The sequence below is a fragment of the Microbacterium wangchenii genome (assembly GCF_004564355.1).
In the GTDB taxonomy this organism is placed as follows: domain Bacteria; phylum Actinomycetota; class Actinomycetes; order Actinomycetales; family Microbacteriaceae; genus Microbacterium; species Microbacterium wangchenii.
In genome coordinates this window covers 1,090,712-1,106,173 of sequence record NZ_CP038266.1, presented here as the reverse complement: position 1 = coordinate 1,106,173, position 15,462 = coordinate 1,090,712, and the positions used below count along the sequence as shown (strand labels likewise).

Genomic DNA, 15,462 nt, shown 5'->3' with positions numbered 1-15,462 from the left:
ACCAGCCCGGGCTGGGCGATCGGCGAATCACGACGCGAGGGGCGTCGTCGGCTCCTAGGATCGAGGCATGGCCGGATTCTGGGGTAAGCGCAAGCGTGAAGAGCAGGATGCCGCGGACGCCGACCTGGCGAAGCGGGCGGAGTTGGCCCTGGTCGCCGCCGATGAGCGCATCCGTCTGACCACCGACGAGCTGGACTTCGCCGTCGCCGAGCTCGGCGAGGGGCCCACCGCCGATCTGCGCGCGGCGCTCACCGCCGTACGCACGCACATGGGCGAGGCCTTCCACCTGCACCAGCTCAACCACGACCACATCCCCGACACCCCCGAAGAGCTCCGCACGCGCAACGCGCGCATCATCCAGCTGTGCCAGTGGGCCGAAGACCTCCTCGAGGAGCGGACGACGGCGCTGCAGCCGTCCATCGAAGCGGTACGCCGGGCACCGGAGACCCTGCAGCGCGTGCGCGCGGACCGCGATCGCCTGCAGGCGCGCCTCCCCCACGCGCGCGAGGTGCTGGAGCGGCTGTCGCGACGCTACAGCCCGTCGGCGCTGCAGCAGGTCTCGGGCAATCCCGACGAGGCCGGGCAGCTGCTGGATTTCGCGCTGCACACCGCAGACGTGTCCACGCGGCGGCGGGAGGCCGGCCAGCGCGAGCAGGCGTCGGTGGCGCTGGAGGCCGCAACCGAGGCCGTGCGTCGAGCGGAATCCCTGCTGGACGCCGTCGACGGATACGAGATCGAGGCGCTGCGCGCGGAGTCCACCCTGGCCGCCGTGATCGACGACTCCCGCGGCGACCTCGTGGCGGCACGCTCGGGCCCGCGGACGCCCGCCGTGTCGGCCGCGATGACCGAACTGGAGACGGCGCTGGCGGCCCTTCCCGCCCCGGGTGAGAAGAACGACCCGTTCGCGGTGCTGTCCCGCCTGCGGATCGCCAACGCCGCGCTGGACGAGGCGCGTGAACGCGCGTCGCGTCCCATCCCGTCCGAATCCCACGTGCGCCACGCCGTGGACGACGCCGACCGTCAGATCTCGGTGGCGCGCAGCGTCATCGCCGGCCACCGCGGCTGGATCGGCGCCGACGCGCGCACCCGCCTGGCCGAGGCCGAGCGCCTGCGGGCCGAGATCCCGTTCGGTCCGATCGCCGAGGACGACCGGGAGGCCGCCCAGGTCACGGCCCGCCGCGCCGGGGCGCTGGCCAGCGAGGCTCTGCAGCTCGCACAGCGCGACATCGACGCATCCCGCCCCGACGACTGGGAGAACAGCGGATGGGGCGGCCGCGGCGGTCGCGGAGGTATGGGCGGTATGGGCGGCGGCGGCATGGGCGGCGGCATCCTCGGCGGCCTCGTCATCGGCTCGCTCCTCGGCGACATCTTCGACGGCTGACCCGGGCCCGCGACGGAGCCGCCTCCACGCACGGGAACCCCCGCGGTGCGGGGGTTCCCGGTGGAAAGATCCGCGGTCAGGATGCGGCGCGGGCGGCCGGCGGAGCCGCCGCCGTCAGCGAGATCACACCGTAGTCCCAGCCCTTGCGGCGGTATACCACGCTCGGGTGGTCGGTGCGCGCGTCGATGAAGAGGAAGAAGTCGTGCCCGACCAGCTCCATGCGGTCCACGGCTTCCTCGACCGTCATCCACTCGGCGTCGAACTGCTTCGTGCGGATGACCACCGGCGTGTAGGGCTCGTCGTCCACCGAACGCAGCACGGGGATGTCGCCGGTCGCGACGGCGTGGATGGCGTCGGCCGACGCGGGCTGCACGTCGATGCCCTCCAGGGCCCCCGTGCCCTTTTCGAACTTCGGGCCGCGCGGGTGGTTGCGCGAGTCGACGCGCTTCTCCTTCGCCCGCCGCAGCTGCTCGGTCATCTTGTCCACGGCCAGATCCAGCGCCGCGAACTTGTCGGCGTCCGCCGCCTCGGCCCGGACGACGGGGCCCTTGCTGACGAGCGTCAGCTCGACGGTGTCGTCCTCCATCCGGCCGTTGTGGTACGCGCGGTGGGTCACCTTCACTTCCAGAACCTGCGCCCGCGGGCAGAGGTGTTCGATGCGAGCGGCCTTCTCCTCGACGACCGTGCGGAAGCGGTCGGTGATCCCGACCCCCACGCCGACGATACTGGTGTCCATCCGTTACCTCCTTGTTCCGGGTCCGCCCTGCGGGTCACACGGTGCAAGGGCGGACATCCGTCGCCTTGTACTTCCACGCTATCCCCCTCCGGCCGAAAGTGTCACCTCACGGGACCCCTTCTCTCTCGACCCCGAGAAATCCGCCGCGGCGTCGCCGCGACCGTGACCGCGCCGACCACCTCGGCCCCGGCTGCCCGCAGGGCGCGCGCCGTCTCGCGCAGGGTCGCCCCCGTCGTGACCACGTCGTCGACGATCAGGATGCGGGCACCGGCCACTCCGCGCGCCCGCATGCTGCCGGCGACATTGGCGGCCCGGCCGCCGATCCCGAGGGCGCGCTGGTCGGCCGTGCGGCGCGTCGCGCGCACGCACCGCTGCGGATACCACCCGGCCCGCCTGGCCAGCAGCTCGGCCACCCGGTAGCCGCGTCGGCGCAGGGCCGCGGCGGAGGTCGGCACCGGCACGACGATCACCCCGTCCAGGTCCCAGGATGCGGCCGCGCCCCGCAGCGCGGACCCCAGCGGCCGGGCGAGAGAGGTGCGTCCGTCCTCCTTCAGAGCGCGGATGACGCGGGCCACGGCCCCGTCGTAGACCAGAGCGCTGCGCACCGTGAGCCCGTCGATCACCTGCTGCGACGGCGCCGCGTGCAGCTGGAGGAGGCACGTCCGGCACAGCGAGACATCTGCGGCGGAGCATCCAGCGCATTCGACGGGCAGGACGAAGGCGAGCGCCTCGGCGAAGGCGACGCGGAGGCGGGCGGTGTCCATGCGCCGATCCTGCTGCCGCGCCCGGCCCATCCGGAACGGACGGCGGCGCTCTGGGGAGAACGCAGCGCCGGGCGACAGCGGTGCAGGACGCTACGGCATGCCCTGCTGCACGGCCAGCACGCGCACCTCCGACGCGAGCTGCTGCCACGTCGGGCCCTGCCGCACGTACAGGATGCCTCCGCCGGTGAGCAGCCTCGCGCTGGAGTTGCCGCCCGCCACCGCCGACACGCCGGCGGGGATCGTCAGATCGGTGCCCGGCCCGCCCACCGGCTGCTCGCGCAGCGACACGTCGCCACCCGCCCGCACGAGCACGCCGAGAGTGACGTCGTCGAGCCACGCCAGGCCGGCACCATCCGCGCTGAGGACGGCGACCGGGTTGGGTTCGCCCAGCGCGATCTCGGCGCCGTCGGAGGTGCGACGGATCCCCGCCACCCACAGCTCGGTGCGGCCGCGGACCGTCACCGCGGCCGCGATGCGGGCCCCGTCGCGGGAGACCTGCATCGCCGAGATCGCGGTGGCACCGGGCCACGCGTCGGCCACCTCCACCGTTCCGCCCGCCGGGGCGTACGCACGCACCGCGGCGGGGTCGGCCGCCGGTACCGCCCACACCAGCCCGAAGGGGTCGATCGTGGGAGACAGCAGGCCCGGACGCTGGTCCAGCAGCGCCGTGGTCCCGTCGGCTGCGGCGCGCACCACGGCGCCGGAGGCGGTGCGGATGGCCGCGAGCTCCAGGTCGGCGGTCGTCTGCACGGACACCGCATCCACGGACTCCACGGCGGGTGAGAGGCCCGCGACGGCCTCCACGGAGTCGCCGTCGAGGAAGCCGAACCGCCCGTCGGCCAGTTCCACGAGCGACTGGGCGTCCACGCGCGTGGAGACCGTCGCGGCGGGACGGGCCTGCAGCGGCGAACCGTTCGCCGTCATCTGCACGGCGGTGATGTCGGGCGAACGCAGTGAGGATTCCAGCTGCGCCTGCATGCGATCCAACGTCGTCTGCCCGAGCGAGAGGGCCGATGCGTCGAGGTCGACCTGCGCGACGCCGTCGGAGACGGTGACCGCGCGCGTGGCGGCGCCGACGTCGTCGGGGAACGCGGTGGCGACCGATCCGGCCAGCCACGCGCTGGGCGCCCCGTCCACGAGAGCGCGTGCGATGTACGTCGCGCTGTTGGTGCGCGGGAACCACCGGACATCGGGCACGAGGTACTGCCACGTGGGATCGAAGTACGCCAGCGACGCCGAGCGGAAGACGCTGCGGAACTGCTCCTCGAACAGCACGATGCCATCGGGCGCGTCCGCGATGCGCCATTGGCCGTCCTCCTCCGCCAAGGCGAAGGTCAGTGTCGCCGCGCCGCCGTTCTGCGGCTGATAGGACCCCTCGGCGTCGACGATGCCTGTGGCGGTCACCTCAACGGTGCTCACGCCGTCCACCGGCGCGCTCGGGGCGGATCGGTCGGTCAGGCGGTCGATCGTGACGCTCGCCAGCGGGTTCCACTCCGGCGCGAACGATTCGGTCAGGAACTGTCGTGCCGTGGCCCAGCCGTCCTGAGACCCCGACCCTGCGCGGATGAAGCCGCTCACGATGTCTTCCGGTGAGGCGTCGGGCTGTGGGCTGTCGGGGATGAAACGGATGTCGGGATCGGCTTCGACGTCCACCGGCGAGCGCCCCGGGTGCACCGCCCCGGTGGTGGGCAGGCCCGCGCAGGCGGTGAGCAGGAGCACCAGCGCGGCCGCGGCCGCCGCGGCCAGGCGCCTCATGACGCACCCCGTGCGAGGTCGATCGGCTGGGTCAGGCCCATGGCCTCCAGCGACGCGGAGTCGTCGTCCACGTCGAGCGTGATCGGCGACGGGCCGGCGAGCTGGCCGCCGCGGCGCGGCAGCGTCAGGACGAAGTGCGACCCTCGGCCCAGCTCGCTCCACACCTCCAGGCGCCCGCCGTGCAACCGCGCGTCGCCGAGCGCGATCGACAGCCCCAGGCCGCTGCCGCCGATCGTGCGGGTGCGGGAGGGATCCGCACGCCAGAACCGGTCGAAGACGTGCTCGGCCTCCCCCGGGCGCATCCCCATGCCGTAGTCGCGCACGCCCAGCGCGACGGCGTTCTGGTCGCTGTCGACGGTGACCACGATCGGCCTGCCCTCCCCATGCTCGATCGCGTTGCCCAGGAGATTGCGCACGATGCGGCGGACGCGGCGGGCATCCATCTCCACGAGCGAGTGGCCGCCGGGGGCCAGGAGGCGCACATCCGACCCGTGCTGCTCGGCGAGCTGGTGGAGTGAGCCGATGACGTCCTCGGCGAGGTGGGCGAGGCTCGTCGGTTCCAGCTCCAGCTGCACCGAGCCCGCGTCGTAGCGGCTGATCTCCAGCAGGTCGGTCAGCAGGCTCTCGAACCGCTGCACCTGGGCGTACAGCAGTTCGGCGGCGCGGGCGGTGGCAGGATCGAAGCTCTCGCGCTGATCGTTGATCATGTCGGCGGCCAGGCGGATGGTGGTCAGCGGCGTGCGCAGCTCGTGCGAGACGTCGGAGACGAAGCGCTGCTGCACGAGCGACAGATCGGCCAGCTCCTTGATCTGCGACTCGATGCTGTCTGCCATCGCGTTGAAGGAGCGCCCCAGCACGGCCAGCTCGTCGTCTCCGCGCACGGGGAGGCGCACGCCGAGGTCGCCGGCGGCGAGCTGCGCGCTGGTCTCGGCCGCCTCCCCGATCGGCACGGTCACCGACCGCAGCACGAACCACGTGATGCCGCCGATGAGGGCCACCAGCGCGAGCCCCGCGATCCACAGGGTCACCTGGACGAAGGCCAGCGTGGCCGAAGCGCCCTCCAGGTTGTAGGCCAGGTACAGCTCGTACGGCCCCACGCCCTGGACCACGAGCTGCTGACCGACCAGGATGCCCGGCCCCTGCCCGGCTTCGGTGGTCAGCGGCACCGACTGCCACCACTGCGTGTCGACGTTGGAGCGCACGAGCTCGCGCAGCTCGGGTGTCACGATCGCCGGATCGAAGCCGACGGAGTCGATGTTCTGCGGTGCGAGGGAGGACGCATCCGTGTCGATGCGGTACGAGGCGAACGCGTCGGCGGCGGACTGCTGCGACAGGGTGCGCAGGACGCTGTTCATGAGGTTCTGCGCGGTGACCGGATCGTCGGTGTCGACGGCGGCGTCCAGTTCGGTCTGCGCGGCGACGGTGGCCCGCTGGGCGGAGGAGAGCGCTTGCCGCAGGCGCGACTGGAACAGCTCGTTCTGGATCGCCAGGGCCATCCAGATGAACGCGACGAGCACCGTCACCGCCGTGAGGGCCAGCGTGATCAGAATCGTGCGGAACCGCAGCGACCGCTGCCACAGCGCCGTGATCCGGCCCGGCCACGAACGCCAGCCGCGCACCACGGTGGGCACGGGGCGGCGCGGCGTCGAGGCCGTCGCCGTCGTCATCCCGACCTCACACCACCGCGCCGGCGCGGTAACCCACCCCGCGGACGGTCGTCACGATGCGGGGATTGTCGGGATCGGTCTCGACCTTCGCCCGCAGGCGCTGCACGTGCACGTTGACCAGGCGGGTGTCGGCCTTGTAGTGGTAGCCCCACACCTGCTCGAGCAGCATCTCGCGGGAGAAGACCTGCTGAGGCTTGGATGCCAGTGCCACGAGCAGCTCGAACTCCAGCGGCGTCAGCGCGATCACGGTGTCGCGGCGGCGCACCTCGTGGGCCGCCACGTCGACGGTGAGGTCGCCGATCCGCAGCACCTCGGTGCCCCCGGCGCCCGTCGGGCGCAGCCGCGTGCGGATGCGGGCGACGAGCTCCTTGGGATTGAACGGCTTGACGATGTAGTCGTCCGCTCCCGATTCCAGGCCCTTCACCACATCGGCGGTGTCGGTGCGGGCGGTGAGCATGATGATGGGGACGCCGGACTCGGCGCGCACACGCGCGCACACCTCGATGCCGTCCATGCCCGGGAGCATCAGATCGAGCAGGATGAGGTCGGGGCGCTCCCGCCGCCATGCGTCGACGGCTTTCGCGCCGTCGGCGCAGAACACCGTGTCGAAGCCCTCGGTGCGCAGGACGATGCCGATCATCTCGGCAAGGGCTGTGTCGTCGTCGACCACCAGGATCCGTGCTGTCATGAGCGCGTTCTCGTCCTCACATCCGCCCGGCTGCGCGTCGGGTACACGCAGCAGCCTCCCCGTGCGCTTCCCACAGAGTAGTCGAGGCGGCTGGACACGCGCCGGGCGCCTCGCCCGCGTATGACACGATAGGACAAGCCCAGCACGAGGAGGCGCATGTGACCGCGTACCCGGCCTGGACGCCGGCGCCCCGCCCGGGGATCGTGCCGCTGCATCCGTACGGTTTCGGCGTCACGCTCGGGCGCTCCTTCACGGCCCTGCGGCAGAATCCCGGCGTTCTGCTGGGCTTCGCCCTGGGCGTGCAGGCGCTCGCCTTCCTCGTCCTCACGCTCGTGACCGGCGGCGTCGCGTTCGCGGCGTTCTCGCGGCTGGACACGCTGACCGAGGGCACCGAGGAGTTCGAGGCCGTGATGGCCGGCTCCATCGCCCTCACCGCGATCACCGGCGTCGTGCTCTCCCTCGCCGCCGGCGCCCTGGGCGTCCTGGTGCAGGGCATCGTGGTGCTCGAGGTCGCCCATGCCGTCGTCGCCGAGCGCCTACCGCTGCGGGCACTGTGGCGGCGCCTGCGACCGGTGGCGGCCCGGCTGGTGGGCTATGCCTTCCTGGTGCTGCTGGCCGTCGCGGTGGTCGTGGCCGTCGTGGTCGCCCTCCTCTTCGCCGTCGGCGCGGCCTCCCCGCCGCTGGCGATCCTCGCCGGGATCCTCGCGCTGCTGGGGTCCATCCCGCTCACACTGTGGCTGAACACGAAGCTGCTGCTGGCACCGGCGGCCATCATCCTGGAGCACGCCGGCATCGTGCCGGCGCTGCGGCGCTCGTGGCAACTGACCCGCACGCGGTTCTGGCCGACGCTCGGGATCATCGTCATCATCTCCCTGACGTTCAGCGTGCTCGCCCAGCTCGTCGGCCTTCCGCTGCAGTTCTTCACGGCGGGGCTCACCACCATCCTCACGCCTACGGGCGAACCGGATGCCGGCTTCCTCATCGCCTTCCTGGTCACCGCCGTCCTCACCCAGGTCATCACGATCCTCATCCAGTGCGTCGCGCTGATCGTGCAGTCCACCGCCACCGCGCTCGTCTACGTCGACTGCCGCATGCGTCACGAAGGCCTCGACCTGGATCTGCTCGCCTACGTCGAGCAGCGCGACGGCGGCGCCGTCGACCTCCCCGATCCCTACCGCGTACACGTCGGCCGCGCGCTGGCGCCACGACCACCCGCGTACGCCGGGCCGCCCGCCCCTTATCCGGGCGCCGCATCCGCCTTCCCGACCGCCCCGGCGGGACTGCCGCCGTACGCGGGCGGCTCCGCCGCGGCACCGTCGTGGCCGGCGCCCTCGGGCGCTCCTCGCCCCGGGCCGCCCGCTGCTCCCCCGACTCCGCCTGCCGCTCCCCCCGCCCCGGCTCCCGAGGGGCCTGCCGCGACGCCCGCCACGACGTGGGCGCCGCCGGGCGCACCCCGGCAGCCGTGACACCGGGCACGGTCCCGGCGCAGTCCGCGCCGCTTCTCCCCGACCCCGACGACGCCCGCGATCTGGTGCGCCGCGAACTGGAAGACCCGGTCTACGACGCCGCCGAGCCCACGCTGCTCGACCGTGCGGCGCGGGCCGTCGGCGACTTCTTCGCCCAGCTGCTGAACCCCGACCTCTCCGGCGCGTGGGGGCCGGCCGCCGCCGTGGTGGCGACGGTCGTCGTGGTGGCGGTCCTGGGGGCGGCGCTCCTCATCTGGGGCCGGCCCCGCTCGTCGGCGCGTTCCCGTCGCCCCGCGGAGCTGTTCGGTGCCGACGAGCGGCGTTCGGCGGCGATGCTGCGGGCGGATGCGGCGGCAGCGGCCGCCCGCGGCAACTGGGATGGCGCGATCGCGCTGCGTTTCCGCGCGCTGGCGCGCGGACTTGCCGAGCGCGCGATCGTGGACCCCTCACCTGGCACGACCGCACAGGCCTTCGCTCGCGCCGCCGCACGGACCTTCCCGCCCTCCGCACCGGACCTCGCCCGCGCCGCGACGACGTTCGACGACGTGCGCTACCTGCGCCGCCCGGGGACGCGCGAGCTCTACGAGGAGATCGCGCGGCTCGACGACGTCCTCGTGCACACCCGCCCCGCCACGGCCGAGGTGGGGGGATGAGCTCCGCGCAGCGCACGACTCGCCGGCGCACGCGCACGGCCCTGGCGTGGGCGGGGTTCACCGCGGCGGTCGTCGTCGTGGCGCTCGTCGGCGGGCTCCTTGCCCAGTCGGCCACGTGGTCCGAGCGCGGCGTGCTGGATCCGGAGTCGGCCGGTCCCGACGGCGCGCGCGCCGTCGTCCGCGTTCTGGAGGCGGAGGGGATCGAGGTGCGCGTCGCCCGCGACCGGGCCGCCGCGCAGTCAGCGCTGGCGGACTCCGACGCCACCCTCGTACTGCCCGACGCCCCCGGCCTGTCCGACGCCGCCGTGCGCGAGCTCGCCGACGGCGCCGACGACGTCGTGCTGCTGGAGCCCCGCTCGCGCACCCTGCGGCTCCTCCTGCCCGGCGCCGCCCCGGCGGGGGCGTTCGCCGATGAGGAGGTCTCCCCCGCGTGCAGCTTCCCGCCGGCCCGCAGCGCCGGCGACATCGTCGCGGGCGAGCTGTTCGCCCCCGCCACCGACGGGGAGGCCTGCTACCGCGTCGACGACGCGTACGCGCTCGTGACCTCGGCGCAGGACGGCCGCTCCGTGACCGCCGTGGACGGCCGCACGCTCCTGGCCAACGATGGCGTCGACCGCGCAGGCAACGCCGCCCTCGCCCTCGCCCTGCTCGGGGCCCGGCCCGCCCTGGTGTGGTACGTGCCCTCCCCCGCGGACGCCGACGGGGCAGCCCCCACCCTCGGGGAGCTCACCCCGCCGTGGGTCACCCCCGCGATCGTGCTGCTCCTGCTGGCAGGCGCGGCCGCGGCGCTGTGGCGCGGCCGCCGCTTCGGCCCGCTCGTGGCCGAGACCCTCCCCGTCACCGTCCGCGGATCGGAGACCACGGCCGGCCGCGCGCGCTTGTACGCCCGGTCGCGCGACACCGCCCACACGGCCGAGCAGCTCCGCTCCGCCGCCCTGGCACGGCTCCGCCGCATCCTCTCGCTCGGCGCCCACGCGTCCCCCGCGGCGGTCGCGGATGCCGCGGCCACGCGACTGTCCGAAGACCCCGCAGCCGTGCGCCACCTCCTGCTCGCCGACGCGCCCGCCACCGACCGCGAACTGGTCGAGTTCAGCGAGCGCCTGCACGACCTCGAAGCGGCCGTCGCGGCCGCCGTCCGACCGGAAGGGACCACACGATGAGCGAACATGCTCCCGACGACGCCGCCCTGCGTGACGCCATGCACCGCGTGCGCACTGAGATCGGCAAGGCGGTGGTCGGGCAGGACGGCACCGTGACCGGGCTCCTGATCGCGCTGCTGGCGCGGGGGCACGTGCTGCTGGAGGGCGTCCCCGGCGTCGCCAAGACGCTCCTGGTCCGCGCCTTCAGCCGGTCGCTCGGCCTGGACACCAAGCGCATCCAGTTCACGCCCGACCTCATGCCCGGCGACGTGTCGGGGTCGCTCGTGTACGACGCTCGCACGGGCGAATTCGAGTTCCGCGCCGGGCCCGTGTTCACTCACGTCGTACTCGCCGATGAGATCAACCGCACGCCGCCGAAGACGCAGGCGGCGCTGCTGGAGGCGATGGAGGAGCGTCAGGTGTCCAGCGACGGGGTCACCCGGCCCCTCCCCGAGCCCTTCCTCGTCGCCGCGACCCAGAACCCGATCGAGCACGAGGGCACCTACCTCCTCCCCGAGGCGCAGCTGGACCGCTTCCTGCTCAAGCTCGTCGTCGAGGTGCCCGGACGCGACGCGGAGCTGGCGGTGCTCCGCCGCCACGCCGACGGGTTCGACCCGCGGGCGCTGGAGGCGGCGGGCGTCTCGCAGACCGTCACCCCGGGCGAGATCCTCGCGGCCCAGCGTGCGGCGGCCGCCGTCACCGTCGCCGACGACGTGCTCGGCTACGTCGTGGACCTCGCCCGCGCGACCCGCGAGAGCCCGTCGGTCCAGCTGGGGGTGAGCCCGCGCGCGACCACGGGGCTCCTGGCCGCGGCCAAGGCCTGGGCGTGGCTGAGCGGCTACCCCGCCATCACGCCCGACCACGTCCAGACGATGCTCGTGCCCACGTGGCGCCACCGCATCCGGCTGCGCCCCGATGCCGAGATCGAGGGCGTCTCGGTCGACGCCATCCTCACCTCCATCCAGCAGCAGACCCGCGTGCCGCTCTGACCGTGTTCGTCACCGGCCGCTTCCCCCTCCTCGTCGCCCTCGGCGTCGTGCCCGTCGTCCTGCTGCCGGGCGCCGGCGTGCCGGCGTGGGCGATCGTGGGCGGGTGGATGCTGCTGTGCCTGGGTGCCGCGGCGCTGGATGTGGCCCTGGCCGCGGACCCGCGCGCGCTCACCATCCGTCGGCGCCTCCCGGCCCGTACCCTGCTGGGCGAACCGGCCGACTCCGAGCTGGTCGTGGCAAACGGCGGCACGCGGGCGATGCGGGCGCTGGTCCGTGACGGGTGGCAGCCCACCGCGGGGGCGGGGTCGGCGCGTCTGCGGCTGGACGTGCCGCCCGGGGAGCGGCGCATCCTCCGCCAGCTGCTCCGGCCGGTGCGGCGCGGAGAGCTCCGCAGCGCGTTCGTGGCGGTCCGCTCCGGCGGCCCCCTGGGCATCGCGGGGCGCCAGGCCGTGCTCGAGGCTCCCGGGCGGCTGCGCGTACTGCCCCCCTTCCGTGCGCGCCGGCACCTCCCCTCCCGTCTGGCCCGGCTGCGCGAACTGGACGGCAACACCAGCGTGCAGGTGCGCGGGCAGGGCACCGAGTTCGACAGCCTGCGCGAATACGTGCGCGGAGACGACGTGCGCTCCATCGACTGGCGCGCCACGGCGCGGGCGGGCACCACGATGCTGCGCACGTGGCGCCCCGAGCGCGACCGCCACATCGTGATCGTCGTGGACACCGGTCGCACCTCCGCGGTGCGGGTGGGCGACGGCACGCGCCTGGACGCGGGCATGGAGACGGCGCTCCTGCTGGCCGCCCTCGCCGCGCGCGCGGGCGACCACGTGCACGTCCTGATGTTCGACCGCGTCGTGCGGGCCCGCGTGAGCCGGGTCGAGGGGCCGGCGCTGCTGCCGGCGCTCGTGGACGCGATGGCGCCGGTGGAGCCGCAGCTGCTGGACACCGACTGGGATGCGGCCTTCGGCCACGTGCGCGCTCTGGCGGGGCACCCGTCGCTGGTCGTGCTGGTCACCGCGCACGACGATCCCGCCGCCGCGCGCGGGTTCCTCGGCTCGCTGCCGGCGCTGACCGCCCGCACGCGTGTCCTGGTCGCCACGGCGTCCGAGGGTCCCGCCGGTGCCGGTGGGGGTGCCACGCCGACCGCGGCCCCGGAGGTGGCCGGCCGGGACGCCGCGCGGACGAGGACGGCCGACGACGTGTACGCCGCCGCGGCCGCCGAACGGGCGGCCGCGGACGCTCAGCGGGTGGTCGCCGCCGTCGAGCGTGCCGGCGGCGAGGCGGTCACCGCATCCGCCGACGACCTCCCCCCGCGCGTGGCCGACCGCTACCTCGCGCTGAAGGCCGCCGGGCGCCTGTAGCCCGCCGCATCCGCCGAGAGTGCATCACCTCGGCCAGAGTGCACCGGATCCGGTGCACTCTGGCCGGTTCGGTGCACTCTCGCGGAACGCGGAAAGGCCCGCCCCGGAGGGGACGGGCCTTTCCTGCCGCGATCTCAGACGAGGTCGAAGCGGTCGAGCTCGGTGACCTTGCGCCACGCGGCGACGAAGTCGCGGACGAACTTCTCCTTCGCGTCGTCGCTCGCGTACACCTCGGCGAGGGCGCGCAGCTCGGAGTTGGAGGCGAAGACCAGGTCGACGCGCGATCCCACGCCGACGCGCTCGCCGGAGCCGTCCTTCGTGCCCTCGAACGCGTGCTTGCCGGTGTCCAGCGGCTTCCACGTCGTGCCGAGGTCGAGCAGGTTCGCGAACACGTCGTTCGTGAGCGCGCCCGGGGTCGAGGTGAACACGCCGAAGGGCGAGCCGTCCCAGTTCGCCCCGATCGCGCGCATCCCGCCGACCAGCACCGTCATCTCCGGCGCGGTGAGCGTGAGGAGGTTGGCCTTGTCGACCAGCAGGTACTCCGCCGGCAGCTTCGCGTCCCGGGAGATGTAGTTGCGGAATCCGTCCGCAACCGGCTCGAGGTACGCGAAGGATGCCTCGTCGGTCTGCTCCTGCGTGGCGTCGGTGCGCCCGGGGGTGAAGGGCACCTCGACCTCCACGCCGCCGGCGAGGGCCGCCTGCTCGACGCCGGCGTTGCCCGCCAGCACGATGAGGTCGGCCAGCGACACGGTCTTCGCACCGGCCTGCTGTGCGTCGAACTCCGCCTTGATGCGCTCGAGCACGCCGAGCACCTTCTGCAGCTGGGTCGGGTTGTTGACCTCCCAGTCCTTCTGCGGGGCGAGGCGGATGCGGGCGCCGTTGACGCCGCCGCGCTTGTCGCTGCCGCGGAAGGTGGATGCCGCGGCCCACGTCGTGGTGACGAGCTCCTGCACGCTCAGGCCGCTGTCGAGGATCTGCTGCTTGAGCGCGGCCGCGTCGGCCTGGTCGATGAGCGGGTGCACGGCCGCGGGCAGCGGGTCCTGCCAGATGAGCTCCTCCTGCGGCACCTCGGGTCCGAGGTAGCGGGCCTTGGGGCCCATGTCGCGGTGGGTGAGCTTGAACCAGGCGCGGGCGAACGCGTCGCCGAAGGCGACCGGGTCGTCCTTGAAGCGACGGGAGATCTTGTCGTACTCCGGGTCCATGCGCAGCGCCAGGTCGCTCGTGAGCATGCGCGGCTCGCGCTTGCCCTCGGAGTGGGCGAGGGGGACCATGTCGGCTCCCATGCCGTTCTTCGGACGCCACTGGTGCGCGCCGGCCGGGCTCTGGAACAGCTCCCAGTCGTACGCGTACAGGATGTGGAAGAACTCGTTGTCCCAGCGCGTGGGGTGGTACGTCCACGTGACCTCGAGCCCGCTGGTGATGGTGTCGTCACCCTTGCCGGTGCCGTACTCGTTCTTCCACCCCAGGCCCTGCTCCTCGATGTCGGCGGCCTCGGGGTTGGGGCCGACGTGCGAGTCGGGGGCCGCGCCGTGGGTCTTGCCGAACGTGTGGCCGCCGGCGATGAGGGCGACGGTCTCCTCGTCGTTCATGCCCATGCGACCGAAGGTCTCACGGATGTCGCGTGCCGACAGCAGCGGGTCGGGGTTGCCGTTGGGGCCCTCGGGGTTGACGTAGATGAGGCCCATCTGCACGGCGGCGAGGGGCTTCTCCAGCTCCCGGTTGCCGGTGTAGCGCTCGTCGCCGAGCCACGTGGTCTCCGGGCCCCAGTACACGTCGTCATCCGACTCCCACACGTCGGCGCGGCCGCCGGCGAAGCCGAAGGTGGAGAAGCCCATGGACTCCAGCGCGACGTTGCCGGCGAGGATCATGAGGTCGGCCCACGAGATCGACTGGCCGTACTTCTTCTTGATCGGCCACAGCAGGCGACGGGCCTTGTCGAGGTTGACGTTGTCGGGCCAGCTGTTCAGGGGTGCGAAGCGCTGCATCCCTGCGCCACCGCCGCCGCGACCGTCGGTCGCGCGGTAGGTGCCGGCGCTATGCCAGGCCATGCGGATGATGAGCGGGCCGTAGTGACCGAAGTCGGCGGGCCACCAGTCCTGCGACGTGGTGAGGGCGTCCTTGATGTCCTGCTTGAGGCTCGCGAGGTCGAGGCCCTCGAAGGCCGCCTTGTAGTCGAATCCCTCATCGAGCGGATCGCGCTGCGCGGAGTTCTTGGCGAGGATCTTCAGGTTGATTCCGTTCGGCCACCACACGCGGTTCGGCGAACCCTGCGTGGGGTGGGGCAGTGCGCCGGCGGGCTCGCTGTCGGCGGGCGCCTCGCCCACGGGCAGGCGGTTGTCGTCCGGGGCAGCGCCATCGTGGAACACGGGGCAGCCGGGGGCGGCGGTGTCGCTCATTCGGGTCCTCTCAGAGGGTTCGGGTTTTCAGCTTCTGCTCGACAGGCCGGGCATGTTCCCCAGAACGTGACCTCGGCGGAGCGGATGTCGAATCCGCTCCCCTCCGGCACGTGCAGGCACGGCGCGGCACCGACGACGCAATCGACGTCCTCGATGCGGCCGCACTCCGTGCACACCATGTGGTGGTGGTTGTCGCCGACGCGCAGTTCGAACATGCCGGGACGACCGGCCGGTTCGATCCGACGCGCCACCCCGGCCTCCACGAAGTCGCCGAGGGCGTTGTAGACCGACTGCATGCTCGTGCCCGGAAGGGTCACGCGGATGCGGTCGAACACCTCCTCGGCGGATGCGTGGGGCTTGCCGGAGAGCGCGTCGAAGACGGCGGTTCGGGTCGAGGTCACGCGGAGTCCCGCGGTGCGCAGCAGCGCCTCGGGAGTCGTGTCGGAGCCGTCGAGCATGCTTCGAGCCTAGCC

13 protein-coding genes are annotated in these 15,462 nt (G+C 73.3%); 6 read left to right on the top strand and 7 right to left on the bottom strand.

Going from position 1 to position 15,462, the window contains the following annotated elements; all coding sequences use genetic code 11:
• Positions 1–67 precede the first annotated feature (67 nt).
• Positions 68–1,381 (top strand): hypothetical protein, encoded by a 1,314-nt coding sequence (locus E4K62_RS05120; RefSeq protein WP_135064407.1) that lies wholly within the window; start codon positions 68–70, stop codon positions 1,379–1,381.
• 76 nt (positions 1,382–1,457) lie between these two features.
• On the opposite strand, the gene hpf is transcribed toward E4K62_RS05120, so the two are convergent.
• The 5 genes from hpf to mtrA form a co-directional block, all read right to left on the bottom strand.
• Positions 1,458–2,117: a ribosome hibernation-promoting factor, HPF/YfiA family gene (gene hpf / locus E4K62_RS05115; protein ID WP_135064404.1), complete on the bottom strand. Its 660-nt coding sequence runs from the start codon at positions 2,115–2,117 to the stop codon at positions 1,458–1,460.
• A 101-nt stretch (positions 2,118–2,218) separates the two neighbouring features.
• Positions 2,219–2,881, bottom strand: a complete 663-nt coding sequence (locus E4K62_RS05110) for a ComF family protein (RefSeq protein WP_135064401.1) — start codon at positions 2,879–2,881, stop codon at positions 2,219–2,221.
• 90 nt (positions 2,882–2,971) lie between these two features.
• Positions 2,972–4,636, bottom strand: a complete 1,665-nt coding sequence (locus tag E4K62_RS05105) for an LpqB family beta-propeller domain-containing protein (protein WP_135064398.1) — start codon at positions 4,634–4,636, stop codon at positions 2,972–2,974.
• Positions 4,633–6,303 (bottom strand): MtrAB system histidine kinase MtrB, encoded by a 1,671-nt coding sequence (gene mtrB, locus E4K62_RS05100; protein WP_135064395.1) that lies wholly within the window; start codon positions 6,301–6,303, stop codon positions 4,633–4,635. Before mtrB ends, E4K62_RS05105 begins: the two co-directional genes overlap by 4 nt.
• A gap of 7 nt (positions 6,304–6,310) precedes the next feature.
• Positions 6,311–6,991, bottom strand: a complete 681-nt coding sequence (gene mtrA, locus E4K62_RS05095) for an MtrAB system response regulator MtrA (protein ID WP_135064392.1) — start codon at positions 6,989–6,991, stop codon at positions 6,311–6,313.
• 158 nt (positions 6,992–7,149) lie between these two features.
• On the opposite strand from mtrA, the gene E4K62_RS05090 reads away from it, so the two are divergent.
• Genes E4K62_RS05090 through E4K62_RS05070 form a run of 5 tightly spaced genes read left to right on the top strand, consistent with a single transcriptional unit; the run spans position 7,150 to position 12,593 of the window.
• Positions 7,150–8,457: a DUF7847 domain-containing protein gene (locus E4K62_RS05090; RefSeq protein WP_240742823.1), complete on the top strand. Its 1,308-nt coding sequence runs from the start codon at positions 7,150–7,152 to the stop codon at positions 8,455–8,457.
• The gene (locus E4K62_RS05085) at positions 8,454–9,110 is read left to right on the top strand and encodes a DUF4129 domain-containing protein (protein ID WP_135064389.1); all 657 of its coding nucleotides are present in this window, start codon (positions 8,454–8,456) and stop codon (positions 9,108–9,110) included. The genes E4K62_RS05090 and E4K62_RS05085 overlap by 4 nt, the downstream gene beginning before the upstream one ends.
• On the top strand, positions 9,107–10,270 hold the full coding sequence (locus tag E4K62_RS05080) for a DUF4350 domain-containing protein (protein WP_135064386.1): 1,164 nt from the start codon (positions 9,107–9,109) through the stop codon (positions 10,268–10,270). The genes E4K62_RS05085 and E4K62_RS05080 overlap by 4 nt, the downstream gene beginning before the upstream one ends.
• A complete protein-coding gene (locus tag E4K62_RS05075) occupies positions 10,267–11,238 on the top strand; it encodes an AAA family ATPase (protein ID WP_135064383.1) in 972 nt (323 codons plus the stop codon). Before E4K62_RS05080 ends, E4K62_RS05075 begins: the two co-directional genes overlap by 4 nt.
• 2 nt (positions 11,239–11,240) lie before the next feature.
• Complete coding sequence (locus tag E4K62_RS05070; RefSeq protein WP_135064380.1) at positions 11,241–12,593, top strand: DUF58 domain-containing protein; 1,353 nt, start codon at positions 11,241–11,243, stop codon at positions 12,591–12,593.
• Between the two features lie 134 nt (positions 12,594–12,727).
• Here E4K62_RS05070 and katG read toward each other — a convergent pair whose 3' ends face one another.
• Both katG and E4K62_RS05060 read right to left on the bottom strand, forming a co-directional pair.
• On the bottom strand, positions 12,728–14,989 hold the full coding sequence (katG, locus tag E4K62_RS05065) for a catalase/peroxidase HPI (protein WP_135064377.1): 2,262 nt from the start codon (positions 14,987–14,989) through the stop codon (positions 12,728–12,730).
• A complete protein-coding gene (locus E4K62_RS05060; protein WP_135064374.1) occupies positions 14,986–15,447 on the bottom strand; it encodes a Fur family transcriptional regulator in 462 nt (153 codons plus the stop codon). The genes katG and E4K62_RS05060 overlap by 4 nt, the downstream gene beginning before the upstream one ends.
• Between the last annotated feature and the right edge of the window lie 15 nt (positions 15,448–15,462).